Annotated in this window: 23 protein-coding genes; 11 read left to right on the top strand and 12 right to left on the bottom strand. The window is 53.2% G+C overall.

Translation table 11 applies throughout. The features are described 5' to 3' along the window. Window positions 1-210: 210 nt before the first annotated feature. The 11 genes from AFE_RS16430 (at window position 211) to AFE_RS13695 (ending at window position 14,391) form a co-directional block, all read left to right on the top strand. Window positions 211-351: a hypothetical protein gene (locus AFE_RS16430; protein WP_012607599.1), complete on the top strand. Its 141-nt coding sequence runs from the start codon at window positions 211-213 to the stop codon at window positions 349-351. A 520-nt stretch (window positions 352-871) separates the two neighbouring features. Continuing rightward, complete coding sequence (locus tag AFE_RS13740) at window positions 872-2,815, top strand: DUF3857 domain-containing protein (protein ID WP_012537531.1); 1,944 nt, start codon at window positions 872-874, stop codon at window positions 2,813-2,815. Then, on the top strand, window positions 2,808-4,649 hold the full coding sequence (locus AFE_RS13735) for a DUF3857 domain-containing transglutaminase family protein (RefSeq protein WP_012537530.1): 1,842 nt from the start codon (window positions 2,808-2,810) through the stop codon (window positions 4,647-4,649). Before AFE_RS13740 ends, AFE_RS13735 begins: the two co-directional genes overlap by 8 nt. Continuing rightward, the gene (locus AFE_RS13730) at window positions 4,646-6,289 is read left to right on the top strand and encodes a peptide ABC transporter substrate-binding protein (RefSeq protein ID WP_012537529.1); all 1,644 of its coding nucleotides are present in this window, start codon (window positions 4,646-4,648) and stop codon (window positions 6,287-6,289) included. The genes AFE_RS13735 and AFE_RS13730 overlap by 4 nt, the downstream gene beginning before the upstream one ends. A gap of 42 nt (window positions 6,290-6,331) precedes the next feature. Next, window positions 6,332-7,294 (top strand): ABC transporter permease, encoded by a 963-nt coding sequence (locus AFE_RS13725; protein WP_012537528.1) that lies wholly within the window; start codon window positions 6,332-6,334, stop codon window positions 7,292-7,294. Next, window positions 7,287-8,198, top strand: coding sequence for an ABC transporter permease (locus AFE_RS13720; RefSeq protein ID WP_012537527.1), 912 nt, complete (start codon window positions 7,287-7,289; stop codon window positions 8,196-8,198). Before AFE_RS13725 ends, AFE_RS13720 begins: the two co-directional genes overlap by 8 nt. A gap of 1 nt (window position 8,199) precedes the next feature. Continuing rightward, a complete protein-coding gene (locus AFE_RS13715; protein ID WP_012537526.1) occupies window positions 8,200-9,267 on the top strand; it encodes an ABC transporter ATP-binding protein in 1,068 nt (355 codons plus the stop codon). Beyond that, window positions 9,264-10,274 carry an ABC transporter ATP-binding protein gene (locus AFE_RS13710; protein WP_012537525.1) on the top strand — a complete coding sequence of 337 codons (1,011 nt, stop codon included), beginning with the start codon at window positions 9,264-9,266 and terminating at the stop codon, window positions 10,272-10,274. Before AFE_RS13715 ends, AFE_RS13710 begins: the two co-directional genes overlap by 4 nt. A 106-nt stretch (window positions 10,275-10,380) precedes the next feature. Beyond that, complete coding sequence (locus AFE_RS13705) at window positions 10,381-12,012, top strand: peptide ABC transporter substrate-binding protein (protein ID WP_012607593.1); 1,632 nt, start codon at window positions 10,381-10,383, stop codon at window positions 12,010-12,012. A gap of 23 nt (window positions 12,013-12,035) precedes the next feature. Continuing rightward, window positions 12,036-12,473 carry a GNAT family N-acetyltransferase gene (locus AFE_RS13700; RefSeq protein WP_012607592.1) on the top strand — a complete coding sequence of 146 codons (438 nt, stop codon included), beginning with the start codon at window positions 12,036-12,038 and terminating at the stop codon, window positions 12,471-12,473. A 61-nt stretch (window positions 12,474-12,534) separates the two neighbouring features. Further along, on the top strand, window positions 12,535-14,391 hold the full coding sequence (locus tag AFE_RS13695) for an ABC transporter ATP-binding protein (protein ID WP_012537522.1): 1,857 nt from the start codon (window positions 12,535-12,537) through the stop codon (window positions 14,389-14,391). 124 nt (window positions 14,392-14,515) lie between these two features. On the opposite strand, the gene AFE_RS13690 is transcribed toward AFE_RS13695, so the two are convergent. The 12 genes from AFE_RS13690 to AFE_RS13645 form a co-directional block, all read right to left on the bottom strand. Beyond that, window positions 14,516-14,968 carry a type II toxin-antitoxin system VapC family toxin gene (locus AFE_RS13690; RefSeq protein ID WP_012537521.1) on the bottom strand — a complete coding sequence of 151 codons (453 nt, stop codon included), beginning with the start codon at window positions 14,966-14,968 and terminating at the stop codon, window positions 14,516-14,518. Continuing rightward, window positions 14,968-15,210: a type II toxin-antitoxin system Phd/YefM family antitoxin gene (locus AFE_RS13685; protein ID WP_009562335.1), complete on the bottom strand. Its 243-nt coding sequence runs from the start codon at window positions 15,208-15,210 to the stop codon at window positions 14,968-14,970. Before AFE_RS13685 ends, AFE_RS13690 begins: the two co-directional genes overlap by 1 nt. A gap of 152 nt (window positions 15,211-15,362) precedes the next feature. Continuing rightward, complete coding sequence (locus AFE_RS16425; RefSeq protein WP_012607591.1) at window positions 15,363-15,500, bottom strand: hypothetical protein; 138 nt, start codon at window positions 15,498-15,500, stop codon at window positions 15,363-15,365. Continuing rightward, a complete protein-coding gene (locus AFE_RS16970; protein WP_012607590.1) occupies window positions 15,497-15,622 on the bottom strand; it encodes a hypothetical protein in 126 nt (41 codons plus the stop codon). The genes AFE_RS16425 and AFE_RS16970 overlap by 4 nt, the downstream gene beginning before the upstream one ends. Further along, a complete protein-coding gene (locus tag AFE_RS13675) occupies window positions 15,609-15,842 on the bottom strand; it encodes a hypothetical protein (protein ID WP_229129745.1) in 234 nt (77 codons plus the stop codon). Before AFE_RS13675 ends, AFE_RS16970 begins: the two co-directional genes overlap by 14 nt. A gap of 106 nt (window positions 15,843-15,948) precedes the next feature. Beyond that, complete coding sequence (locus AFE_RS13670; RefSeq protein ID WP_012537519.1) at window positions 15,949-16,767, bottom strand: class I SAM-dependent methyltransferase; 819 nt, start codon at window positions 16,765-16,767, stop codon at window positions 15,949-15,951. A gap of 8 nt (window positions 16,768-16,775) precedes the next feature. Further along, window positions 16,776-17,534 (bottom strand): class I SAM-dependent methyltransferase, encoded by a 759-nt coding sequence (locus AFE_RS13665; RefSeq protein ID WP_111122590.1) that lies wholly within the window; start codon window positions 17,532-17,534, stop codon window positions 16,776-16,778. 24 nt (window positions 17,535-17,558) lie between these two features. Further along, window positions 17,559-18,578 carry a GDP-mannose 4,6-dehydratase gene (gene gmd, locus AFE_RS13660; protein WP_012537517.1) on the bottom strand — a complete coding sequence of 340 codons (1,020 nt, stop codon included), beginning with the start codon at window positions 18,576-18,578 and terminating at the stop codon, window positions 17,559-17,561. After that, the gene (locus AFE_RS16265) at window positions 18,575-18,727 is read right to left on the bottom strand and encodes an NAD(P)-dependent oxidoreductase (protein ID WP_012537516.1); all 153 of its coding nucleotides are present in this window, start codon (window positions 18,725-18,727) and stop codon (window positions 18,575-18,577) included. Before AFE_RS16265 ends, gmd begins: the two co-directional genes overlap by 4 nt. After that, a complete protein-coding gene (locus AFE_RS13655) occupies window positions 18,724-19,893 on the bottom strand; it encodes a glycosyltransferase family 4 protein (RefSeq protein WP_012537515.1) in 1,170 nt (389 codons plus the stop codon). Before AFE_RS13655 ends, AFE_RS16265 begins: the two co-directional genes overlap by 4 nt. A gap of 13 nt (window positions 19,894-19,906) precedes the next feature. Further along, window positions 19,907-21,100 carry a polysaccharide biosynthesis/export family protein gene (locus AFE_RS13650; RefSeq protein ID WP_012537514.1) on the bottom strand — a complete coding sequence of 398 codons (1,194 nt, stop codon included), beginning with the start codon at window positions 21,098-21,100 and terminating at the stop codon, window positions 19,907-19,909. Window positions 21,101-21,158: 58 nt separating this feature from the next. Beyond that, the gene (locus tag AFE_RS13645) at window positions 21,159-22,739 is read right to left on the bottom strand and encodes a GxGYxYP domain-containing protein (protein WP_230456317.1); all 1,581 of its coding nucleotides are present in this window, start codon (window positions 22,737-22,739) and stop codon (window positions 21,159-21,161) included. Window positions 22,740-22,811 lie beyond the last annotated feature (72 nt).

Below are 22,811 nucleotides of genomic sequence, written 5' to 3'. Positions count from 1 at the left end.
AGTGTCTCTCTTGGGAACGTTCTAGCGCGATTGGTTGTTTCACCTTGCCAAGAGAATTCCAATCGGGCCAACAGTAGCAACTGTTGTGCCAATACGACGAAAGCCAGGAGAGTTGCGTGGCGTTGCTGATGGTGTCTGCTGGCCAAGTTACAATAACTACCGGAAAAATAATGAGAAAGTTATCATTTATTCGCGAATGTTGTTTTTCCCATGGCCGCTGTTAATGTTGCTGTCATGGCGTCGCCAAGCAATGTTGTTGCTCATTATTGGTGCATCACCATCGGTTTGATTTCCATTTTGGTGCATCTGTTGCTACCAAACCGTGGCGATATTCTGGAAAACCATCATTGATTATTCTGGTTCGTTGATTAGTAAATGCTAATTCGACTTCATGGTGATCTATTGAGAATCTGGGAAGTAAGATTTGTACCTGAAACCATCTGTTGCCGAAGTCGACAGTTTCATATCGGGCGTTCTTCCGAGAGATCTATCCATCTTGTTGAATGAAAGGTAGTTATTTCTCGTCTTCGAGGATCGGCTGGATGATCGAATAATCGCAATGGGCTGCACTGGCGTGGTGCATTCAGTGAAAGTGGGGCAGAATGTGGCAGGCGTTGCCAGCGCAAAGCTTTATCGCCTAGGCCCTGATGTTCTGCCAGATTTCGGCATCAGAAATATATCCTGTTGAAAACACTATGCGTTTGGGCATGGAGACATGTCAGTCAGTTCAGGAGGCGCCGTGGCAGAAAAATTGCTTCCGTTGTCCTTGCTCTGATGGTGGCAAAAGTTGGTGCCAGGTTTGCCGGAAAATGCTTTCATCCGAAGCCGATGAAGGCGCCCGCATGACAATGTTGAGAGGCTGCTAACCTAAATGCATAGGTATCGTTTACGAAAAGGTGTTATCTCAGGTGTTTTTGGCTTGCTGCTGAGCGCTAGCGGACTTGTTGCAGAGGCAAGTCCTGTAGGTTTTGTCCCGGTTGATACAGCCGCCAGCGGCGCCATGACCCGTCAATTGTCTTACCATGCGGTGGTTAAGGTAGCCGCAAATGGAACTTACACGGATCAGGTCAGCCAAAGCATCCTGCTACGTAACCTCAAGGGTGAAAGCAAGATTAACCCCTACAGCGAGACTTATTCTTCATCGCTTTCAAGCCTTAAGGTGGTCAAAGCATGGGTGGCAACTCCATCTGGAAAGCAAATCCTTATCCCCGCGGCCGATATATTTGTGCGGCCGATTCCAGTGGCACAGGGCGCACCGATGTATAGTCATTCCAAAGTGCTAGGCATTGTTCCGCCCAAGATCGCTGTCGGTGATGTACTGCATATTGTTACGGAAAAGCATTTTTTTAAACCGTATTTTCCCAATGCGTATTCGAATTATTGGGAAATTCCCCAGAGCCGGTCTGTTCGAGATGAAACCATAAAAATAGAAGCCCCGGTTTCCATGCATCTTCGGGCAGCACAGCGTGGTGGTTGGGAGATTCGTCATTCCATAGAAGGCGGTACGGAAATAATCCACGCGCGCATGGCGATCCATCATGCAGAATATTCCGGCATGGAGACGGTGGGGGAACGTCAGTTCAGCCCGATCTTTGAAGTAACCAGTTTCCCAACTTGGGCGGCGGTGGGTACTGCCTATTGGGCCAGAGCGAACAAAATGGCAAAAGTGACCCCTTTGGTGCGGAAAGTGGCGGATATGGCTTCTGGAAAACGCACCGGTTGGACCTCACAGAAGGCCTTGTTTTCTTGGGATTCTGCAAACATCCGTTATGTGGGGCTGGAGCTGGGCGTGGGAGGCTTTGTGCCTATCGCTGCGAATAAAACCCTGGAAACCGGTTACGGAGACTGCAAGGCGCATTCCACATTGTTACAAGCCCTGTTCAATGCCAAGGGATTCAAGCTATATCCAGTCATGATGAATTGGAACAATGTGTACAATCTCCCGCCGTTACCGACTCCTTTCTGGTTTAACCATGCTATTGATTATGCTCCTAAAAGACATATGTTTCTGGATAGCACCGGTCAATATGAAACGCCGGGACAACTGGCCGTCGGAGAGAGGGATAAACCTACGGTGGTGACCGGACCTCATCCACGAATTGTGATGACCCCTGGTGCTGAGCCGGAACAAAATCAGTTTGTATACACGGCCAACCTCCGTCTGCATAGCAATGGTACTTTGAGAGGGTCTGGGGAAATGACCAGCAAAGGATGGTGGGCGTGGGCGTACCGTGAGATTTTTGCTTCCGTTCCGCCATCACACTACGCCACTGTAATGAGTATGCTTCTTGCTCCGAGTGGGGGAGGCAGTGGTACCTTCTTCCCTGGTGATCCTACTATTTTGGATAAGCCGTTCAAGGTTGACGCGAAATGGTCCACGCCGGATTTTGCGAAGGTCGGTCGGCATCTGAGTTTTCCTGTTCCGCCAGGGCCTTTCCTGGTGCCCGGCTTGTCGGCTGCGCCCAACCCCATTGCCTATCTGGCGGAAGTTGCCGGGCCGAACGCGCGCAGGCATAGCGTAGAGACTTATCTGGGCGGCCTGATCTGGACGACTAAAATACATATTCCTTCGAGTTACGAGGCGGTATTCTTACCTCCCAATCAGGATATTCGGAATGCGGGAGGTAGTTTTTCTTATAAAATTCAATATCATCATGATATGCTTCTGGTGCATTACCATCTGAAGCTGAATCGCGTGGTTTATAATCCAGAACAATATCCCGCTTTGCGCGCATTACTTTTGGCAGATCTGTCCGCTCAGAAAAGCCAGCTGATTTTCGCCCGCAAAAAAGAGAGGAACGCATATAATGATTAAAGTCGGTATTGCACTAGCCGTCTTCTGTAGCTTCTTTGCCGTCAACCACGCCCACGCAGCGAATAACCTGCCGTCACAGGTCAATTACCGTGTTTTGTTGGCCCACAATTCGTTGATCATTCACAGAAACGGTAGCTACACCATGCAGGTGGTGCGCGTGGTGGAACCGCTCAATGCCACCGGAGTACAAAATCTGTCCCAGGTGAATATCGCCTATCCCGGCAATTTTGCAAAACTGAAAGTCATCAAGGCGTATACGGAAGATCCTGATGGGACACGCCATACGGTGGTAGCCTCCGAGATCTTTAAACAATCCACTCATAGTGCTATTGCCGCACCGTTTTTGAGTGATGGCGTGAATGAAAGTATCATTTTCCCGGCGGTCTCCCCTGGAGATACTATCCACATCCAATATGATCTGACGTACGCACATCCCTATTTGCCAGGGATTTATGCTCTCAGTGCAGTACTTGATCCGAGTATGCTGGTTAACAAGGCCATCATCGCTATGGATCATGCTGGAAACGAGCACTTGAAAGTCTATGAAGGCAGGTCAGGAAATGGCTGGCAGTCGGGAGCATCTGAATTCCGCGGTGCTATGACTCATGTGGCGGTCCCCCCGTTGGGAACCCCTGCACCTTCTCAATATGCAGGGGTGGCGGTGTTATCTACGGCGGATAGCTGGAAGGCATTGGCGGATGCCTATAATCAGCTTGCCGCGTCTTCCACCGAGGTGACACCGACTATTCATAAGACTGCTTTAAAAATTGCGGAAGGGCATGACGGCGAGCAGGCCATCACGAATATCTACCATTGGATTCAGCAAAATATCCACGGAGTGTCGGTGAATTATGAAACGGCGGGCTTTAAACCTCTTCCTGCAGAGGAGACGTTGCAGCGCGGCGTAGGCGACAGCAATGCCAAAGTAGCGCTGATGTGTGCCATGTTGCACTCCTTGGGGATAGCGGCTGTGCCTGCCATGATTTCACAGAGCGCCCGTTTCAAGGAGTATCCGGGTGTGGATCCCTTTGCCTTCGATCATTTTCTGATTTATCTGCCCCAAAAGCAACGATTTATGGACTTGGCTTATCGCTATGTTGCAGCCGATGGGCTGCCTGTTCAGGATGCCGGGCGGCCGGTACTGATTACCGGTAATCATCCAGAAATGACCATGACGCCGCCTCCGGATGTTGGAATGCCGCTTTTATCTCAGACAGATGAGTTCACGTTGAAGGGCTCGGAACTCTCTGGCTCTGAAGAAGTAATGGCTTCGGGCTATATGGCTCAGGAAGAACGTTCGGCAATATCCGGACTCAAGGGTCGGCGCCTGCTGAAAGTGATTCGTGATGCTTTTTATGCACAAGGCGGAGTGGGTGACGTGAATGCGGTTTCTTTCCTGAATCGTCATGACCTGGAAAAACCGTTCGGGATTCGTCTGAACTTAAACAGAGCAGGGGAGTTTGTGCCAGGCAAGGTATTCTCGGTTTCCTTGCCGGAAATGCATCATATTTCTGCAGCACTGGTTCCTTTTGCGAGCAGTATGCAGCGCAGCACGCCGAGTCTGACCACTCCGGTCAACCTCCATTTCACACTGAAAATCAAGATTCCCGAAGAATATCGCCCCTTGTACCTGCCCGATAATGAGAGACTAAAGACTTCGGTCGGCGACTATAAGGTTTCTTTTGCGTTCAAAAACGGTGTTTTTACGGAGAACAAGTCTTTGGTGTTGAACCATTTCATTGTTTCACCTGAGACTTTTCCTGAGTTGCGCAAAATCACTGCTCTGGCTCTGGAGAGTGATCACCAGGCATTGGTGCTGGAGGAGTCGGCGTGAACTGGACGAGGTTGAAGGCGGCGTTGATCGTATCCAGTTTGATCGGAGCCGGGGCTGTCGCCCATGGGGCGGACAGCCCCAAAATTCAGAATGGTGGAACCGTTGTGACGGTGCCAGGAGTGGGGTTGGCTCCACCTTCCGCCATGAATGGTTTCAACCCTTTGCTGACCTCATCAGCGTATGATTCAGAGGCGGAAAGTTTGATGTATCAACCTCTGCTCTGGGTCAACCGTGATTTCAAGATCAACTTTAAGTTGAGCATTGCCAAAAAAATCGTTGTAGGTCAAAAGGATCGTAGCTATACGGTTTATTTATCCCGCCACTGGAAGTGGTCTGATGGAATTCCTGTGACTACGGCAGACGTGGCTTATACGTATCACATGCTGATGAAGTTGGGGCCCTTGTGGCCCGGTTGGGATAGTGGCGGGTTTCCTGGCGATATCCAGTCATTCAAGGTGCTGGGACCGTATGCATTTCATGTGGTTACAACGCGATCAGTAAATCCCACCTGGTTTGAACTGTCTGGATTGAGTGATTTTTATCCCTATCCTGCTCATAGCTGGCAGCATTACACCGTCAAACAGATGAATGATAATATGACCAATCCACAGTTTTATTCGGTGGTAGACGGGCCTTTCCGACTGGAAAGCTTTCATGCCGGACGCTATGCCAGTATGGTCCCGAATCCCGCGTACAGCGGTCCTGACAAGCCGCATATCAGCCGCTTGATATTCCGTTTTCTCAATTCTAATGCCAGTGTGTTTTTCGCCTTGAAGAGCGGTACGATTCAGTTGGGTAATTTGCCGCCTCCCCTGTATCCGGCACGTAAACAACTGACGGATGACCGATTGACAATCAGTGGACCCAATTGGGGGTTCAATTACCTGGGGTTTAATTTTTCCAATCCAAAAATTGCATTTGTGAAGAGCGTGTTGGTGCGCCAGGCCATGATGCATGCCATCAATCAGAATTTGATGATCAAGGTGATGGGTTTTGGTCATGGTGCCCGTGCTTATGGGCTGGTGCCGGGAAATCCTCCAGTATATTTGTCGCCGGAGGCCAAGACCTTACTCAAACAAGGCGCTTATGATCCGGCGCTGGCAGATAAATTGCTGAACGAAGCGGGTTGGCATCGCGGATCCGACGGTATTCGTGTAAAAGATGGTCATAAGATGATGTTTACTTTGTATATTCCGCCATCCATGATCAGGGGGCCAACCTTGTTGGCAACCATGTTTGCCAAAGTCGGTATTTTGGTGCGTATGCGGGAAATGCCATTTAATGAGCTTTACGAAAAAATGATCGATCCACATAGCAAAAACTGGCAGGCGGTTTATCTCGCCTGGTCGCAAACTGCATATCCTACGGGTGGTTCCATTTTCAAGTGTGGTGGCGTTCAGAACAGTTACCATTACTGCAACAAAAAAATGGATGTAATGATGGATAAAATAAGAATCACACCGGGGCTTGATGCCTTGTATAAATTCCAAAACTATTTTACAAAGCAGCAGCCAGTTATTGTTCTTCCTAACATGCAATTGTTTGTGATGGCTGCTAAAAACATTCATGGTGTTAGCCATGCCATCACTCCGGGAGGTGGTTTTTATCCACAGTTTTTATGGGTTAGCCATGATAAATAACAGCTTCTATTTACCTAGAGCACGGTTCAGGAGTAATTGGTGATGATGCGACGCATGATTCTCAATCGTTTGGGGACATCGGTTTTATCCTTGTTTTTATTGGTTACCATCGTGTTTTTGTTGATTCATGCCACACCCGGTGGGCCCGCATACAGTATTCTGGGTATGCATGCAACACCGGAAGCCGTAGCTGCGCTCAATAAACAAATGGGTCTGGATCATCCGATCTGGCAGCAGTACGGCATCTGGTGGGAACATCTTTTTGAAGGCAATCTGGGCTATTCCTTCACCCAACATGCGCCGGTTGCGTCCTTGATGGGCTCCTATCTGGCGAATTCCATTATTCTTTACGTGCTGGCCACCGTCATCGCCGTTCTTTTTTCGGTACTCATCGGCATGTTCCAAGGGTACTGGGCAGAACGTACGCCCGGCGTTCTCATCGGCGCCGGTCAAATTATTGTGTATTCTATTCCGACTTTTTTCATTGGCGTCATGCTGATCCTGTTTTTTGCCATTTATGTCAGCTGGTTTCCGCCCGGTGGCATTGGCGGTGAGCAGAGTGCGGGTGGCGCGCTGAACATCGGCAGTTATTTCCATCATATGGTACTGCCGGCCATTACCATCGCCTTGCCCCTGACCGCCGGTTTGTCCCGCTATTTCGGGCATCAGGCACGGAGTGAATATCGCCTGGATTATGTGCGCACTGCCCGAGCTCGTGGTGTGCCGCCACTGCGTGTCGCCCTTAATCATGTTCTGCGCAACGCCATTCGGCCTCTGGTCACGGTCATCGGCATGATGATCCCCGGAATTTTTGTCGGCGGGATCCTGACCGAGAGTGTGTTCAACTATCCCGGACTGGGCTGGTTATTGTGGCGCTCCGCTCTGGAGCAGGATTACCCCACGCTGTCCGCCATTGTCCTGCTCATCGGGGTGTTGACCATACTCGGCAATCTGGCAGCCGATCTCACCAACAGCATATTGGATGTAAGGGTGCGCTATGAGTAGTAGTCCGACCGATATGAATGTCAACAACAGCCTGGTGGCGCGACCCATTCCCGGCATGTTTACCCGGCTCTGGACCGATTCCCTACGGCATTGGGTAGGACAATACGGTCATCCCATGACCTGGACCGGACTGGGTTTATTTGTTTTTTTGATGTTATTTTCCTGGCTTGGTCCGATACTGTATCCGGCCAGTCCCCTCGCCATCCATGCCAATCATTTATTACTGGCGCCTTCCTGGCAATTTCCTTTTGGCACGGACAATCTGGGCCGGAACATGCTGGCGCGGATGATGGATGGTGGGCAGGCCACTTTGGAAGTAGGGCTGTTAGGTGCGCTGATAGCCATTTCATTGGGGATTATTTACGGCATGATTGCCGCCATGAGCCCGCGTTGGCTGGACAAGGTGCTGATGCGCTTACTGGATGCGCTGCTCGCCCTGCCAGGTATCGTGTTGATGATTTTTTTCGCGGCCATCATTCCCCTCAATGCCCTGAGCCTGATCCTGGTGCTGGGTTGTCTGTCCTGGCCGGGTTTGGCGCGGATCGTGCGCAATGAGGCGCTGGCCTACAAGGAACGTGACTATGTCCTGGCTGCCCGCCAGTTTGGGGCCAGCACTTTTTATATCGCCCGCACCCATTTGCTGCGGTCCATGCTGCCGATTCTGATCGTCAATGCCACGTTTATGGTGGCGGATCTGATCCTGGCCCTTTCCGGTTTGTCCTTTTTGGGATTGGGGATACAACCGCCCCACGCCTCCTGGGGGGGATTGCTCAATGACGGATTACAACTAGTGATTATCGGCCCCTGGTGGCTGATTGTTTTTCCCGGCGTGGCCATTTTTCTGGCGATTGTCGCGATGAATGTGCTGGGGCAGGGGCTCCTCGCCCGTCTGGAGGGGCGCTAACATGACGGAAAAAGCCCTTCATCGTTCGCATATTCCCCTGCGCGAAAGCGATATGCGCAGTGATCTTGTGCAAAATTTTCAGGACGCGCGCCCATCTTCGGCAGGTGCCGGATTGCGGGTCCGTGATCTCACCGTGACTTTCGGGCGCGGGCGCAAGACCTTCAACGTCATCGAAGACTTAAATTTTGAGGTGGCCGCTGGCGAGACATTGGGGTTGGTGGGTGAATCGGGGTCCGGCAAATCCATGACCGCTGCGGCCCTCATGGGTCTGCTGCCTTGGGGTGGAAAAGTCAGCAAGGGTTCTGTGCAACTCGGCGAAACAGACATTACGCGTTTAACCAATGCCGCCCTGCGAACCGCGCGTGGCCGGGAAATCGGGATGATTTTCCAGAATCCTTTATCGTCCCTCAATCCCAGTCTGACCATTGTCCAGCAAATTGCCGAACCTTACCGGCTGTATTTTGGTGCATCTCCAACAGCGGCGCGTGAACATGCCCTGTCTTTGCTGCAGGAAGTGGGGGTTCCGGATGCGTCCCAACGTCTGGATGATTATCCCCATCAATTCTCCGGAGGGATGCGGCAACGGGTGATGATCGCCATGGCGCTGGCCTGCAAACCCCGACTGCTCATTGCCGATGAGCCGACGACCGCCCTGGACGTCATCAATCAGGCTCAGATTCTGCGCCTGATTCAGCGCCTGCAAAAAGAACAGGGAATGGCCGTGATTTTCATTACCCATGATCTGTCCCTGGTTGCCGAGTATGCCCAGAAGGTCATGGTGCTTTATGCGGGAAAGACGGTGGAGCAGGGGCCTGCAGAGGCTTTTTTTACTGCTCCCCGGCATCCCTACAGCCAGGCATTACTCCACGCCATTCCCCGCCTGGTCAACAGCGAAGAACGACTGACCGATATTGACGGGCTTCCGCCGCGTCCTCAGGAGTTTCCGGTGGGTTGCCGCTTTGCCGAACGTTGTCCGGCGATGACTCCGGAATGTCTGACGGCCTATCCACCACGTAGCGGTGACGACCATCATTTTTACTGTATTCATCCGGTCGGGGGTGCCGCATGAGCGCCTGGTTGGAAGTGAAAAATCTGGATGTGCGGTTTCACCTGGGTGAGGGCGGGCTGCTCCGCCAGAGCCAGGGTACCATTCATGCGCTGAGTGATATCCATTTTGGTCTGGAGCAAGGACAGACGGTGGGTTTGATTGGCGAGTCCGGTTCCGGGAAGAGCACACTGGGCCGCGCCATTCTCCATCTGGTACGTCCCAGTGCCGGAGCGGTTTACTTCAAAGGAACCAATCTGACGGCCCTCCCTGAAAAACAGATGCGTCCCTTTCGTCAGCAGATGCAGATGGTTTTTCAGGACCCCTTTGATTCCATGAATGCGCGCATGACGGTCGGGCAGATCATCATGGAGCCTTTGTTACTGCAGGGCATCGGCACACCCGGTGAACGGCGGCGGAAAGCGGAGGCATTGCTGGAGCGAATGGGACTGCACCGGCGGGCCATGAACCGTTACCCGGGACAATACTCAGGGGGACAACGTCAGCGGATTGCCATCGCCCGAGCGCTCACTACGGAGCCACAATTGTTGGTACTGGATGAGCCTACTTCTGGTCTGGATGTTTCCATGCAGGCCCGCATTCTGAATCTGTTGCGGGATCTACAGAAGGAGATGGGCCTCAGTTATGTGTTCATCAGCCATGATCTAGGCGCGGTTTCTTATCTCGCGCAAAATGTCATCGTGCTGTACCTGGGGCGTGTGGTGGAAATCGCCCCCACCCCCACGCTCATCTCCAGCCCCGCGCACCCTTACACCGCGTCGTTGCTGGATGCTCTGCCGCCCATGGTCCGACAGGGGGAGCTGCCACATCTACCGGAGCCGGTCGGTGAGCCGCCCTCACCGGTGAATCCGCCCTCAGGCTGTGCCTTTCACACCCGTTGTCCGAAGGCTGAGGCCATCTGCAGCAGCGAAAGACCATTGCTTAGCTCTGTCGGGTTGGGTCATCAGGTGGCTTGCCATTTTCCCTTGCGGGACGCGTATCTGAGTAAGGGGGCCATTCATGCTGAATAGAGGGCCTATCTTTATGGAAAATCTGCAGAGGGGGGCGTCTTAGTGGGACCACTATCTCCAGTATGTATGGATTCCAGTATTTATCAGTAGGATGACGATCTAAGATATGAATCGACCTTCCCGCGTTCTGTCCGTTTTTTCTGGCGTTGTGTTGTTCAGTCTCGGTTTGGCTGGCAGCGCAATTGCCGCCGTTTCGTCGATGACTACAGTGACATCTGTGGGCTTGTCTCCACCCATGAATGTCAACTCTTTGCTGCCGGTGGTCAATAATGATTCCAGTGCCAATGCGCAGATAATCAGCTTGATGTTTCGGCCTCTTTTGTGGATTGGCACCAATCTGAAAATCAACTGGCCGCAATCCATTGCCAAAAGTATTACCGTATCGCCGAACCGGCGAAAGTTTATCATTCATCTCAAGGTTTGGCGTTGGTCTGACGGGAGACCGGTTACGGCTGAAGATACTTTGGCTTGTCTTACGCTGATTCGCCAATACGGGCCAAGATACCCCAACGCGGGAATGGGAGGAATACCGAATATTATCGAAAGCGCAGTGGTTATTGATCCTCGGACTCTGGAAATCACACTGAAACGTTCGGTGAACCCAACCTGGTTTGAACTGAATGGATTGTCTCAGTTGTTTCCAGTGCCCGCCTGGCGCTGGAAACACTATTCCATAGATACACTGTCCAAACTTCAGGATAACCCGGCTATGGTTTCCGTGGTGGATGGTCCATACAACCTGCAACGTTTCGTCCCTGGTCGGAGCATCAGCTTTATACGAAACCCTCATTATTCCGGAAATCCATCCGCTTTGGAGCACCTACATTTTAAAATGTACACCTCTGATTCCAGTGCCTTTTGGGCTCTGAAAACAGGCACCATTCAGGCGGGAATGATTCCGCATTACTTGTATGCAGCGCGTAGCATGGTAAAAAACCTCAAAACATGCGTCAGTAACGGTGGTTATGGTTTTAATTATGTGACGTTGAATCTCACCAATCCCCAGGTAGCTTTTTTTCGGAATGTAAAGGTGAGGCAGGCGCTTGCTCTGGCGATCAACCAGACACAGATCATCCAAATTGCATTTCATGGATTAGGCGTCCCCAGTTTTAATCCGGTACCCACTAATCCCGATACGTATCTTTCTCCAGAGATGAAGAAGCTCGTGGCACGCCCAGCCCTCGCCTATAATCCTTCTGCTGCGAAACAGTTACTAGCGGAGGCGGGATGGCAACCAGGTCTGGATGGGGTCCGGATGCGAAATGGGCAGCGTCTTCAGTTTACGATGATGGTTCCAGACACCAGCCAGACGCTGATAGCCGTGGCGGAAATGTTGAAAGCGGACTGGCAGGCTGTTGGTATAGATATGCGCCTGCGCGTCCTGCCATTCAATCTGGAACTAGCTAAATTGCACCCCCATGGGAAATGGGATGCTTCCATGATCGTCTGGTCCTATGATCCGGATTACTATCCTAGCGGTGATGGTTTGTTTAATACTGGTGGTGGTAGTAATTATGGGGATTATAGCAACTCCATGATGGACAAGCTGGTTCGCGATAGCACAGAAAAAAACAGTACAAAATTTTTGTATCAATATGAGAATTATGCGTACGCTCAGCAACCGGTGATTTTTCTACCTTATCCGAAGTACGTTGTGAAATATACTCAAGACTTGACCCACGCACAGTTGATGGAAGGTGTTTATTCTGTAGATTGCCATCCTCAACGCCTACACTGATCCTGTTTTTGAATAGGTGTCTTTTGGCAGAAAATATTGAAGTTTACCTTGCCGATTTTATGCGCGATAGAAAGTGTATTGAGGAGTTACGTATGCGCGTATTTGTTCGGGAGCAAGGTGTACCAGAAAACCTGGAGATGGATGAGAGGGAAGTGTATTGTCAGCATTTTCTTGCGTGTTGTGATGGTGTTGCGATTGGAACGGCTCGTCTAGATCTCGAGCTAAAGGGTAAAATGGGCCGCTTGGCGGTGATCAAACCCTATCGGCGGCGTGGGGTGGGCCGTCAATTGGTAGAGCGAATTCACCAGAGTGCCAGAGAGTCGGGTTTGTCAGAAATCTGGTGTCACGCTCAACTTTCTGCCCAGAACTTTTATAGTGTGTTGGGTTATGAGGCAGAAGGAAACATTTTTGAAGAAGCCGGGATTGAACATGTCACCATGCGATACACTCTGGTGAAGTGATTTTTCTTCTATAAGCGGTATCTCTTCCATCACAGTCGCTAAGTTCAAACGGGTGAATAGAATGTATAAAACATTCGAAAAAATGATTGACATATTTCGGGATCACGATACCCATGAAATTTTAGATCATAATCAAAGAGCTTCTGTCTGGAATTTTTATTGGAATTATATTTCTCAGGTTAAAGGATCAATGATATTGCTGTTTGTTGCAGGTTTTGTCACGGCTATTGTTGATCTTTCTATTCCCTTGTTTATTGGCAGAATCACTGGGTATGTATCTCATGCCAAGTCTGACGCACTGCCAGTAAATGAATTGCACGCCATTTTGATCATGGCTTTTGTGATCATCGTACTGCGTCCATTTATTCATTTTTTTCATGATTTGGTGACCAACCAGACAATTGCTGCAAATTTTACCAACTTGATCCGTTGGCAAAACCATCGTGGTTTGATTCGTCAAGGCTGGGGGTTTTTCCAGAATGACTTTGCTGGACGTATTGCTAATCGAGTTATGCAAACCGGCCCTTCTTTACGGGAGAGCACCGTTGCGACACTGACTGCAGTCTGGTACTTGCTGACATATGGTATCAGCTCCATTATTATTCTTGCACAGCAAAGCTGGACGCTTTCAACCCCGGTATTTTTATGGTTTTTATTTTATGGTTTTTTGATGTGGTTTTTTATTCCGCGTTTGACCCAACGATCCAATATGCTTTCTAAGGCAAGATCTGGTCTGACGGGAGCGATTGTAGATAGCTACACCAACATTCATACTGTAAAATTGTTTGCCAAATCAGAAGATGAAGATCAATTTGTGCGTGATGCGCTTATAAGTCACACTTCTGCATTTTGGGCATCACTGCGCATGGTAACCACCTGGATGACCTCCTTGACCATGCTGAATGCTTTATTGCTCAGTGCAACGACCGGAGTTGGACTCTGGTTATGGCATGAAGGTACCATATCTGTCGGGATATTGGTTACAGCCATTCCACTGGTTTGGCAGATTGCGAATATGTCGGGCTGGGTTGCGAATAATCTTTCCGCTATCTTCGAAAATATCGGTACTGTTCAGGATGGTATGCGTTCTGTAGACCGTCCCCGGATTATGGGCGATATGCCCTTGGCCAAGCCCTTTGTTTTCGAGTCAGGGCGGATTGATTTTGCTGATGTTTCGTTCAGCTATCATCAGCAGGACGGAACAGTAGATGAAATCAAGCATATTGATCACGTATCCATTGCGATTGCCCCTGGTGAGCGAGTAGCTATTGTGGGCCCTTCCGGGTCCGGAAAGTCGACACTGGTCAGCTTGCTCTTACGCTTTTTTGATGTGAATGAGGGGCGTATTCTGGTTGATGGTCAGGACGTCAGAGGCCTCCAACAAGAAAGCTTTCGCCAGTTCATTGGTGTTGTTTCTCAGGATACTTCTCTACTCCACCGATCTATTCTTGACAATGTGCGTTATGGTCGACAAAACGCCACTCGGGAAGAAGTCGAAGATGCTTTACGCAAGGCACGCGCAGATGCTTTTGTTCTGGATCTGGTGGACTCCTACGGGCGGGTTGGTCTCGATGCGCAGGTGGGCGAACGTGGCGTCAAACTTTCGGGTGGGCAGCGTCAACGTATCGCCATTGCCCGAGTGTTCCTCAAAAATGCCCCCATATTGATTCTAGATGAAGCGACTTCCGCTCTGGATTCTGTTACCGAACAGGAAATTCAGCATGAGTTGGATGCTCTCATGGCCGGGCGTACGGTAATTGCCATAGCGCATCGTATTTCCACAATTGCTCATTTTGATCGCATTATTGTGATGGCAAATGGACAGGTTACTGAAATGGGTAATCACCAGCAATTATTGCAGGCTAACGGACATTATGCAGAGTTATGGGCTAGGCAAAGTAAGCCCATGAATCGTTAATATGAGTATTATAAACTCACAGCTATTACTATATTGCGTATTCCGGGGCATCGTGGGCACCCGTTACGATTGATCGTGGGCATTTTTGTGGATTTTCCGGAATCGGTGCCCACGATCAGCGGAATCACTGCCCACGATCGCCGGAATGCGCACTAATAGCGGTGCTTGCTTGAAAACTCAATGTGCGCGCTGCCTTCACCATACCCTGATCCAACGACAGCAGGTGGGGGCGATGATGATTATGGATAACACCCAAATGCAGCGCGTCCCCTGCCCGCAAATCTGTAGCCGGGTCGCGGAGTAGTTGAATCGCGACGGCGCAATCAGCGGAACTTATCACCCATATTTCAAAAGAACTCAACAGGGTGGCATCAAAGACCTCGCGGATGGCATCGGCCTGGGCAACATTCAACTCTTTCATCCGTACCCGGCGCGCCAAAAGGCTGGCAAACTCCACACGCGTCCAGTCCGACGTAACCAAAGTGCCATCGATGTGTCGCAGATAATTCTCGATGGCGTCACTGATGTCTTCCGAAATAAATAACGGAGCAATGAAACTGGTGTCCAGATAGACCATCAATAACCTTCATCACGGGTTGCACGAATCATTTCGGTACTGGAGTGCCGCATTTTAGGCAATTGAGCTCGAAAATCAGCCAGGGATGGCAAGGGAATGATTGGATGCCGCACAGGAACAACTCGGGCCACCGGTTTGCCGCGCCGAGTGATCACCAACTCCTCACCCGCCTCCACCCGATCCAGGACGTGGCTCAAGTGTGCTTTGGCTTCGGCCAGTGCGATAGATGCAAAGGATTCCATAGGACGCCTTTTGTGGTCATGTAGATGGTCATATCAGTGTAGGTGTAATCACACAAAGGCACAAGGGCAGGCCGCTTAGCAGCGTAATATCCTATATACATAGTGTTTTAGAGGCTTTTAGCTCATCAAATGCCGCAACTGTGCACCGGTTTTTATCGGTTTCGTTGCCCAAGATGCCTCGGTAGATCCATGCTGTCGTGCAATACCCGCAGCACATCGCTGAGCGAGTCACCGGCCACACGAAAAACCAGAAAGTGCCGACCGTTGCCGCCCGCGAAGAGAATGGTCATAAGCGGTTCATGAAATCGGTGAACTGCTGAAAGTGCTGCTCCCAGGTAGGGGGAGAAAAATGCCCCAGGCGCTCCAGTTGCCCCTGGCGCATGGGGCTATCTGGGAGGCTATAGTCGCTCAAGGCGGCAAGCCAGGCCGAAGTATCCGAGGTTTCGATATACTCGGGAGGGAACAACAATATCGCCTTTCCAGTCCAATGTGTTGCGGCCCTTGAGGGATACCACCACCCGCGCAAAGCGATGCACCCGCTCTGCCTCGGAGAGCGACACACGGCCATACACCCCGCCGCGCACGCTGCGTTTGGATATCTGCAGCAGGCCGGATAGCTCCAAATCCGGCAAGGTGGAAAGCACTCCATGGCGCATTTCCATGAGAACACGGAGATTGTTGTTAGCAATATCCATAGTGGCGAAGTTTATCAACCCCTTCGACGGCCGTCACGATCCTCTATTTTTTGGGGGCGGCGCTTGCCGCCTTTTTGCGCGGAGGCTTCAGTTCTCGCAAAATCTCCGCCCGTAAATCCGTTTCGTAGCGCGCCGCCAAGGCTGCCAGCGTGAGGCCGTATTCCTGTTCAAAGGGCGCGCTGAAGTGCGCCAGCTCCTCTGCAGAAGCTGTTTTCTGGGCAACGACGGCGTAATCGGGACTGACGCCCGCCAGCACCTGCAGCAACGTCACGCGCGCACTGTGCGCGGCTAGCTCCGATGACTCCTGCAACCGCAGGATTTTGGTGCGCGAGAACCCGGCATACTCGGTTAAAAAGGACAGCAGCAAAGGCGGGAGAGGGCGCTGATGGGTAGGGTCGAGATAAAAGCTGGAAGCACCGACTACGAGGTTTTCCGCATTGGGTGTTTCCAGGATCAGCAGCCCCGCCGGTTTCAGCACACGCAGTGCCTCCGCCACCATTTCCTGCAGCACCGCGAAGGGCACATGCTCGGCAATATGGAAACCGGAGACCACGCACTGGCTGGCATCCGGCAGACGCTTGAGTGCCTCCAGGGCATCGCCCTGCTCCACGGAGAGCCCGAGCTCCTGACAAGCTGCCAGCATAGCCGCGTCCAGATCGACGCCATGGGCGGTGAATCCCTCTTCGCCCATGAGTTCCAGCCACTCCCCGCGCCCGCAACCCATGTCCAGCACGGCGCCCTCGCCATAGAGCTTCAGCAAAGGCGTAATGAAAGGCAGATACGCCCGCACGCGGGATTTGATCAGGTCCCGCGTGCCCCGGTGGCGGTCTTCAAAGGCACGATAAAAGTTGGCATCCGGCACATCGCCTCCTATGATCCCCGCTGAAAATACAGCATCACTCCCCAGTTACCACCATGGTTCTCAAAGGTCGTGAAAAAATTGGTGATGCCTGCTTTCTGGAGCAAGGCGCAGAGCACATTGAGATCATAAGTATACATCTGCATGCGAGGCGCCGAGAACTTGCGGCCCTTACTGAGATTGAGCAGGTTGCCACCGCCGGGCACATGCCGGTCCAACCAGGTATGCAACTTCCGGTATTCAAAATCCTGGCCATACTTGAAGTGGATCACCCCGATGCCGCCGGGAGCCAGCCGCGTCAGCAACTGTGCAAAAAGGCGTTCGCCCCGCTGCACCGGAATATGCTGAAACACGATAAACGAATGGATGAAGTCGTAGGTGCCATCCAATAGCGACAGCGCATCGTCGGATTTGACCAGTAGCACATTCCGGACGGACTGCGCCGCACAGTTCTTGCGGGCCTCTTCCAGCATTGCGTCGGAAACGTCCACACCCGTCACCTCTTCAGCGATACGGGCCAGTGGAATGAGCAGCCTGCCCACCCCACAGCCGAAATACAGAGCCCGTTTTACCGTAAACTCCGCATCCAGGTGCTGCCGCACAGTGGAGAGCACCGCCTCCATATGGGCAACGCCCGATGCAAAGAACTCGTGCCGACGCTCGGCGGAGAGATTTTCCTGACGATACTGGTCATGGGTAATCACTCCGTAATAGGGGTCCTGCCTGCCGAATTGCTCCCAGTTTTTATCGGTATCGTCCGGCACGCGCATTCCTCTTCTTTGACAGGCGCAACGCTACCCAGCGACGCGCCGCAGGTCGGCTTCGGCCATCATCCGCACCAGGGCATCGAAGCCGACTTCGCGCTTCCAGCCCAGCTTCTGCTGTGCCTTGCCGGGATCACCGATGAGGATGTCCACCTCGGCGGGGCGGTAGAAGGCCGGGTTGACGCGGACGATGACCTTGCCGCTCCGGCGATCGACGCCCTGGGTCTTTTCCGCCTCGCCCCGCCACTCCAGATCGAATCCCGCATGGGCGGCGGCCTTCTCGACAAAGGTGCGCACCGTCCAGGTCTCGCCGGTAGCGATGACATAATCATCGGGCTGCTCCTGCTGCAGCATCAGCCACATGGCGCGCACATAGTCGCCCGCATAACCCCAGTCGCGTTTGCTGTCGAGATTGCCCAGCTCCAGCACGTCCTGTACGCCCTGACGGATGCGCGCCAGCGCCAGGGTGATCTTGCGGGTGACGAACTCGGTGCCGCGCAGGGGGGATTCGTGGTTGAAGAGGATGCCGCTGGAGGCATGCAGGCCGAAGCTCTCGCGGTAGTTGACGGTGATCCAGTGGCCGTAGAGCTTGGCGACGCCATAGGGGCTGCGGGGGTGAAAGGGCGTGCGTTCGGACTGGAGCGGTTCCTGAATCTGCCCGAACATCTCGCTGGTGGATGCCTGATAGAAACGCGCCTGGGGGTTGACGATGCGGATGGCCTCCAGCATCTTGACCACAGAGGTGCCGGTGACTTCGGCGGTCAGAATCGGTTGATCCCAGGAGGTGGCCACAAAGCTCTGGGCGCCCAGGTTATAGACTTCCGTCGCCTGGGACTTTTCCATGGCGCGGATCATGGAGGACAGATCGATGAGGTCGCCGTCCAGCAGGCGCACCTGATCGGCGATGCCCAGTTCGTGCAACCGGCCGGTGGTATCGGTGCCGCGGCGGGCGATGAGGCCATAGACCGTATAGTCTTTTTCCAGCAACCATTGCGCCAGATAGGCGCCGTCCTGGCCGGTGATGCCGGTGATGAGGGCGTGCTTCGTCATTGCGGTGGTTTCTCCCAGTCGTTGAGTAAATCCTGAATGAGGGTGCCGTGGTCGCGCAGATCGACCTCAGCAGGCAGGGGCACGCACGGCGCGGTGGACTGCATGTAGCGGCCGACGAAACCGTTAGCGCCCGTGAAAAGAATGGTCATAAGCGGCTCATGAACTCGGTGAACTGCTGAAAGTGTTGCTCCCAGGTAGGGGGAGAAAAATGCCGCAGGCGCTCCAGTTGCCCCTGGCGCATGGGGCTATCGGGGAGGCTATGGTCGCTCAAGGCGGCAAGCCAGGCCGAAGTATCCGAGGTTTCGATATAATCGGGCACGTCTCCGGCGATCTCCCGGAAAACGGGCAGCGGGCTGGCAATGACGGGAATTCCCAACGCCAACGCCTCCACCAGCGGTAGGCCGTAACCCTCCTCGTGGGAAGGGAACAATAAGGCACGCGCGCTCTGCAGGTAAGCCCAGAGACAGTCATCCCGGCAATGGTGTAATACCCGTACCGAATCCTTCAGGATCGCGTCCGCGCGCAACTGTTCCAGAATATCCTCGCACATCCACCCTACCTGACCAATCACCACCAGCAACGACACATCGGCCTGGCGGCTTTTCCACTCGCGCCACAGATCCAGGACAAAGTGATGATTCTTACGCGGTTCTATGGTGCCCACCATGAGGAAATAAGGCGCTGACAAAGGCTCATGGCTTGCAGGCGGTGGAGCGTGTCGAAGATGATTGGCACCCAGAGGAATCACCGAAATGGGCGGCAGGGTAACGCCCCATTGTTGGGCATAATGTCGCAAAACACGCGCCGTGTGTTGAGAATTGCTGACGATACCCGCCGCATGACGCAGGATCACCTGCAGGCGCGCGGCATGCCGATCATCCTCTCCTGGGCGGCAGAACTGGGGGTGGGTGAGGGGGATCAGGTCATGGGCCATCACCAGCAAGCGGATCTGTTTGCGTGCCATCCATGCGCCATAACCCCGACGGTCCAGGCCGCTGTGCCCCATGTTCAATACCCAACTTCCCTTGGGCACGGGGCGCAAGGGAAGCCTCGCCAGCCAGGCCATGGTCGGCCCCAGGGCGGGATGCGGCTTGCCCTCTCGCCAAGCCAGGAGCCAGGCGAAAAGGGCAAACGACGCGGCGGGCGACAATGCCACGGCGATAGCTCCGTGTTGCATCAGGGCCTGGGCGCGATGGTGAAAAAAGGCGATATAAGCCAGACAGACGCGGTCCACGCCGGTGGGCATGCGCTTTTTACGCGCCCGCTCTATCAAGCGCGTAACATCAATCAATAAGGGGCGGTCACCCAAGTTCATATGACCCAAACACTCAAGGGAGCACCCCTGCATTGGTCAGACCCTGAATGGGGTAGACGATCTGCACAACCATGCCCAGAAACTTCTGAAGTTCCGTGATCGGGGCGGTACCCACATAAATCAGGTCATGATTCTGGATGGGGAAGGTCTGCGCCGCGAACAACGTAGCCGGATTACTGAGATCAAAGCGGAACACCACCGGGACCAGGCCGTTCTGCGCCACCTGCACGGGATGCGGCCATTGGGGCAGCAGGGAGGGTTTTTCAAAGCGGAAGACGAAGACCCCTTTCGCGTCCGCCTCATGACCATTCAGACCGCCCGCGCGGGCCAAGGCCTGGGACAGGCTGACGCCCGTCGCTTCAAAGTCCAGCTCCCGGCTCTGCGTCGTAGCTCCCAGGATGGTGACATGCAGGGGTTCATACAGGGCCGTGAGTATGTCCCCCGCATGTAATGAGATATTTTCCTGGGGATTTTTGATGACGCTTTCCAGAGGCATATCCACCACCTTTCCGGCGCGGGAAATCTGCATGGTGACTTTGTTTACCGGCTTGTCCACCCCGCCCGCCGCCGCCAGGGCCTGGAGCACATTCACACCGCCCGGCACCAGGGGTACCGACGTGCTACGCGTCACGTTGCCCACGACGGTAACACTCCGTGAATAATTGTTGACCAAACTCACCACCACCTGCGGGTCGTTGGCTTGACCCCGCAGTTTTTGCCGGATTTCCGCCTCGATCTGAGTCAGTGTCCGACCGGAACAGGAAATCTCACCCGCAAAAGGAATGGCGATATCACCGTCACTGCTCACTATTTGCTCAGGGATCGCGGTCATCATCGAACCCGATGGCGTAGCCATGGAACTAGGGACGGAGGTAAAGAGCATGGCCGGAGGCGCCTCCCAGATGTACACCTGCAGGGTATCCCCTGGTCCCACAGTATACAGATTGGGGTTCGCGTTGGCCAAGTCCGCCAGGGACGAAAAGGCGGGTTTCTCCAGCTTATCCTTAATGAGACGCGCCAGGGCATAATTGACATCCACCACCTGGATGCCAGCCAAGGCCTTGTTCTCCCCGGCATCCACGACCGACGAGGTGCGAGGACCCGAATAAGGGAGGTAAGAGGCGCAGCCGCAGAGCCCCATCATGGCGAAGGCCATCGCCAATTGGAGCACACTCTTTGACCGCATAACGCCCACCGCTGCCTTCATTTTCCGTCTCCCATCCATTATCTCTGATTGCTGCGTCATTCCACGCTGCATTCCCGGTTTAGCCATCATGGTGTGCCTCACGATAAAGCGTATTCAACTGGGAGGGGGTGACATCCACATAATCCGGGCCGAGCGCTTTGAGAAGCAGGTACAGGCGATGCATGCCCATGGCCCAATTCAAGATGAAGACATTGATAAATGCCGGCCGTGTTGCCCCCACACGGGAGCGGATTTGTTGAACTAGATTAGGGAGTTTCTGGGTATCTGGCTGCCAACTAGTGCCCGCCCGGAAAATTACCTGTCCACTTGGTAGCTGGTATGTGATCCGGTGGTAATCCTTCTCACCAGCGTAGCCATAATCCGGCATTATAAATTGCGCTTGCGGCAACGCCGCCGCGACTTTGGCGATATCCTGTCTAGCCATTTGGTTATTTCGTGCGAAGGCCCGATGCACGCGGAGAGTTTTCATATCCATCCGCTGCATGTAGCGCCATGTCCAGTTATAAAAATCCTGAAATGCAGCTTGGCGATTATCCAAGCGAATCGCCCAGACGGACGGGTACATATAACCGACGCCGGAAACACCGGCTATAAATTCATTATTCGATCCGGCGTGCTGGTAGTACCATTGCGCCAGCGTGGGCGCCACGTCGATCAGTGTCGGTCCCATGGCCCATCCGGCCGCGAACTTGCCATAATACGGACTCTTAAACCAATGCCAGAAAAAATTCTGCCAAGTATTCAGATTGTCGCCGTCAGAAATAGTGAACGAGAGATACACCTTGGATCGATCCAGTTTCGGGGGCGGGGCAAATTTCTGCCGTAGCGCTACCAGCCTTACCCCGCTCAATACGGAAAGGTTATGTACATGGTCGCTGACTACGGTGACTTTCCCAAACTCAGAGCCCAGCCTGACACCAATGCCCTCTCCCAGGCCCTTTCCGTCGCCACTCCACCACCAACCGCGCACTACCCCATCCAGCGGCGTGGCGGCAAAGAGTTTTTCTATTTGTTGTTTTTCTCCAGCCATATCCGCTCCTGGTTCTTGCTGCTCTTTGGGACCAGTCACCCAGAACGTCATACCGCGCGCGGCAATGATCTGATCTTCCGCGCCGCCAGCCAGAAGTTGGGGGGCCAGGCATAAAAACAGAAAGGGATTCATCCGTGGTGCCAGTTGTGTCCGCAGGTACCGCAGGGCCTGCACATCATTCTTAAAGCGCCCGCGCAAATCCGCCTTGATGGGCAAATGCAGTTGCCGCGCCAGGGCGGGCGTGGCCACCACCAGGTTGTCCAGCGCCGCGATATCCACGGCGATATCCGGAGAAATATAAACCCTCGGATCCGGAATCACCGCGCCCTGTATGTCATTACGGAAAATCCGTACCAGCGACAAAGGTTGGTTAACCGGAATCGGCGTGCCGGTTTGACCTTGTTTTTGCATCTGGCGCAGCCAGAACAGATCACTCGGATCCCATACGAGATAAATCCGCGGCTGGGTGCGGTTAACAATGCCTTGCAGCGTCACTAGCAGCCGTTTTTGATCTGGCGGGAGTGCGCTGATGTTCGCCACATAGAGGTGCCGGGCAGGAGGCGGCATCTTCGGCTGAAAGGTCGGATAGGTCCTTTTGATCTGAGGCAAAAGGACATGTTGCGGCAAAACGGATGTCGTCGTTGGTGAGGATGTACCTGGTCTGCCGTAGGGCATAACGGA

Source organism: Acidithiobacillus ferrooxidans ATCC 23270 (assembly GCF_000021485.1).
Classification (GTDB): Bacteria; Pseudomonadota; Gammaproteobacteria; order Acidithiobacillales; family Acidithiobacillaceae; genus Acidithiobacillus; species Acidithiobacillus ferrooxidans.
Note: the sequence above shows the minus strand (reverse complement) of the source record. Positions and strands in the feature narration are given on the sequence as shown.

Excerpts from the sequence above, each read along its gene's own strand:
- AFE_RS16430 (WP_012607599.1), top strand. The coding sequence starts at position 211 with ATGGCCGCTGTTAATGTTGCTGTCATGGCGTCGCCAAGCAATGTTGTT.
- AFE_RS13740 (WP_012537531.1), top strand. The coding sequence starts at position 872 with ATGCATAGGTATCGTTTACGAAAAGGTGTTATCTCAGGTGTTTTTGGC.
- AFE_RS13735 (WP_012537530.1), top strand. The coding sequence starts at position 2,808 with ATGATTAAAGTCGGTATTGCACTAGCCGTCTTCTGTAGCTTCTTTGCC.
- AFE_RS13725 (WP_012537528.1), top strand. The coding sequence starts at position 6,332 with ATGATGCGACGCATGATTCTCAATCGTTTGGGGACATCGGTTTTATCC.
- AFE_RS13720 (WP_012537527.1), top strand. The coding sequence starts at position 7,287 with ATGAGTAGTAGTCCGACCGATATGAATGTCAACAACAGCCTGGTGGCG.
- AFE_RS13715 (WP_012537526.1), top strand. The coding sequence starts at position 8,200 with ATGACGGAAAAAGCCCTTCATCGTTCGCATATTCCCCTGCGCGAAAGC.
- AFE_RS13710 (WP_012537525.1), top strand. The coding sequence starts at position 9,264 with ATGAGCGCCTGGTTGGAAGTGAAAAATCTGGATGTGCGGTTTCACCTG.
- AFE_RS13705 (WP_012607593.1), top strand. The coding sequence starts at position 10,381 with ATGAATCGACCTTCCCGCGTTCTGTCCGTTTTTTCTGGCGTTGTGTTG.
- AFE_RS13695 (WP_012537522.1), top strand. The coding sequence starts at position 12,535 with ATGTATAAAACATTCGAAAAAATGATTGACATATTTCGGGATCACGAT.
- AFE_RS13690 (WP_012537521.1), bottom strand. The coding sequence starts at position 14,968 with ATGGTCTATCTGGACACCAGTTTCATTGCTCCGTTATTTATTTCGGAA.
- AFE_RS13685 (WP_009562335.1), bottom strand. The coding sequence starts at position 15,210 with ATGGAATCCTTTGCATCTATCGCACTGGCCGAAGCCAAAGCACACTTG.
- AFE_RS16425 (WP_012607591.1), bottom strand. The coding sequence starts at position 15,500 with ATGACCATTCTCTTCGCGGGCGGCAACGGTCGGCACTTTCTGGTTTTT.
- AFE_RS13665 (WP_111122590.1), bottom strand. The coding sequence starts at position 17,534 with ATGCGCGTGCCGGACGATACCGATAAAAACTGGGAGCAATTCGGCAGG.
- gmd (WP_012537517.1), bottom strand. The coding sequence starts at position 18,578 with ATGACGAAGCACGCCCTCATCACCGGCATCACCGGCCAGGACGGCGCC.
- AFE_RS16265 (WP_012537516.1), bottom strand. The coding sequence starts at position 18,727 with ATGACCATTCTTTTCACGGGCGCTAACGGTTTCGTCGGCCGCTACATG.
- AFE_RS13655 (WP_012537515.1), bottom strand. The coding sequence starts at position 19,893 with ATGAACTTGGGTGACCGCCCCTTATTGATTGATGTTACGCGCTTGATA.
- AFE_RS13650 (WP_012537514.1), bottom strand. The coding sequence starts at position 21,100 with ATGAAGGCAGCGGTGGGCGTTATGCGGTCAAAGAGTGTGCTCCAATTG.